Here is a 411-nt window from a genome sequence, read left to right as displayed (position 1 = left end):
CGTCAGGGTACTTCCATGATGCTGACATGGCCTGCACCCTTCCCGTTGGATCAGAGCCTCCACCAGACCCGGGGCGATTCACGCCGCCAGCGGGAGAAGGCGGCCTACGTGCCCGCCGTGAGCCGTGAGCCTGGCCCTGCTGAGGTGGCCCGGGCTGCCCGTGAGAGCGCGGATGACCGGACTGCCCCCGTGTCTGTGCTCGTGGGCTACGGCAGGGAGGCCGAGGTTGAGATCCCGCTGACCGAAGATCCTGCTGCGTCGATCCGGTGGGCGCTCAGGCGGGTGCGTGCGGCGCTCATGGTTGCCACTCCCCGAGACGTGGCCGCCCTGGCGAAGGCTGACCGTGACCTGGTGGCCGATCTTGCCGAGTTGACGGCCACCCGTGCCCCGGTGAAGGTGTCCGCTCTGGAC

The 411-nt window shown here is 69.3% G+C and carries 1 protein-coding gene; it reads left to right on the top strand.

The window, feature by feature from the left end; translation table 11 throughout:
- Positions 1-189: 189 nt before the first annotated feature.
- Positions 190-411 (top strand): hypothetical protein (locus RM555_RS30885; protein ID WP_311415009.1); only part of this gene is annotated, 222 nt, incomplete at its 3' end.

It is taken from the genome of Micromonospora reichwaldensis (assembly GCF_031845925.1).
Classification (GTDB): Bacteria; Actinomycetota; Actinomycetes; order Mycobacteriales; family Micromonosporaceae; genus Micromonospora; species Micromonospora reichwaldensis.
This window is presented reverse-complemented; position numbering and strand designations above follow the sequence as displayed.